This is a genomic window from Streptomyces sp. NH27 (genome assembly GCF_056859195.1).
Window position 1 is genome coordinate 1 of the sequence record NZ_JACEGK010000843.1, and the last position, 1,916, is coordinate 1,916.

At 72.2% G+C, this 1,916-nt stretch carries 1 protein-coding gene; it reads left to right on the top strand.

The window, feature by feature from the left end; translation table 11 throughout:
• Window positions 1-324: 324 nt before the first annotated feature.
• A partial coding sequence (locus AC13HU_RS36410; RefSeq protein WP_483046278.1) for a GAF domain-containing protein occupies window positions 325-1,916 on the top strand: 1,592 nt, incomplete at its 3' end.

Here is a 1,916-nt window from a genome sequence, read left to right on the forward strand (position 1 = left end):
CCTCCCGGAGGGTCGACCGACCCGCAGATGAGCAAGCTTGCAACCTTCAGAACATGCCCAGTGTTTCACTACGGCCCACCCCTCCCGTAACAGTTCGGCAGCATCGGTGGAACTGCGACCACGATCGGGGTGGAAACACGGGTAACCGGCGCACACACGGTCGGTGTGGGTAGGTAACGTGAACGGTACTGCCGTAGCCGGGGGGGTCCCACCTCCCGACAGGCGCACACGCAGGGGGGCCGCCGGGTGACGTTCCAGCAACACGGCGACGCACCGGCAGCAGCGGGCAGCGCGCCCGTGCGGACACGAACCATGAGGAGATCGGTGATCACGGCGCGGGCAGCGGCCACCTTCGAACCGGTGGGACGGTCGGTCGCGGTCGCCCGCGCCTTCGTCCGCGACACCCTGCACGGCTGGGGCTTCGCGGACGTGGTCGACGACGCCGTCGTCCTGACCAGCGAGCTGGTCACCAACGCGGTGGTGCACGCCGGCACCGCCGCCGACGTGCAGTGCCTGCGGTACGACACCGCGGTCCGCGTCGAGGTCGCCGACCACTATCCCGAGCGCGAAGTCCCCATGCAGACCCGCGGCCGCCAGTTCCGCGAGACCGACAACGAAGGCGGCCGCGGCCTGCTGCTCTGCTCCGCCCTGGCCAGCCGCTGGGGCGTGGAGTACTCCGCGGCCGGAAAGTACGTCTGGTTCCAACTCGAACTGCCCCAGCGCCCCACCGGCACCCGCTCCGCCGGCCCCGTGCTGCCCACCGCCGACCTCCCCGTCGCCGACGAGCGGGTCCGCGTCGCCGTCGTCCAGGTCGACCGCGCCGGCGCCATCACCCGGTGGAACGACGACGCCACCGACCTCTTCGGCCACACCGCCACCGGCATCGTCGGCAAGTCTCTCGCCGACCTCGCCGCCTGGCCACAGACCCCCGGCACCGGCATCGGCCTCGCCGACGCCCTCCAACTCTCCCGCTGGGAAGGCACATACGGGCTACGCGACGCAGGCGGCCGCGTCCTGTCCGTCTACGGCTCCCACCTGCGGGTCCGCGACACCGCCGGCGAGCCGTCCACGGTGTGCCTGCTGGTACGCGCCGAGGAGCGCGCCGTCCTCCAGTCGCCCAACCGCGGCTCCACCGGCACCGACGCCCACGCCTCCCAACGCGGCAAGGCCACCGACGCGTTCGAGGTCTTCATCGGCTCCCCCGCCCCCGACGACCTCGACGGCCTCCTCCAGCGCACCGTGGAACGCGCCCGCGACATGCTCGACGGCGACGCCGCCTACCTGCTGCTCGCCACCGACGACGAGACCGAACTCGAAGTGCGCGCCTCCACCGGCCTGCCCTCCGGCCGCCAGCGCTTCGGCCGCGTCCCCGTCGAGGCCGGCACCGGCCGTTACGGCAGCGCCCGCATGCCCGCCGTCCACGAGGACCTCACCGCCGTACCCGGCGCCGTACCGCTGCTGTCCGGCACCGGCATGCGATCTGTCGTCACCGTCCCGCTGAAGGTCGAAGGCCGCCTCACCGGCTCCGTCGGCGTCGCCGCCGAAGCACCGGGCCGCTACACCAACCAGGAAGCGCTCCGCCTCCAGTTCGCCGCCGACCGGATCGCCCTGGCCGTCGAGAGCGCCCGCCTCACCGAACTCGAACGGCTCCGCCGCGGCTCGCTCTCCTTCCTCGTCGAAGCCTCCGACCTGCTCGCCGGCACCCTGGAACGCGACCAGACCCTGGCCCTCATGGCCCAGATGACCGTCCCCACCCTCGCCAGTTGGTGCGCCGTCTACACCATCGCCGAGCAGTCGGAACCCGAACTCGCCTTCGTCCTGCACGAGGACGAGGATCGCATCGACGGCATCAAGGCCCTCCTCCAGCAGGTCAGGCCGCCCGAACCCGACCCCACCCCCGGCGCCCGGATCTGGAC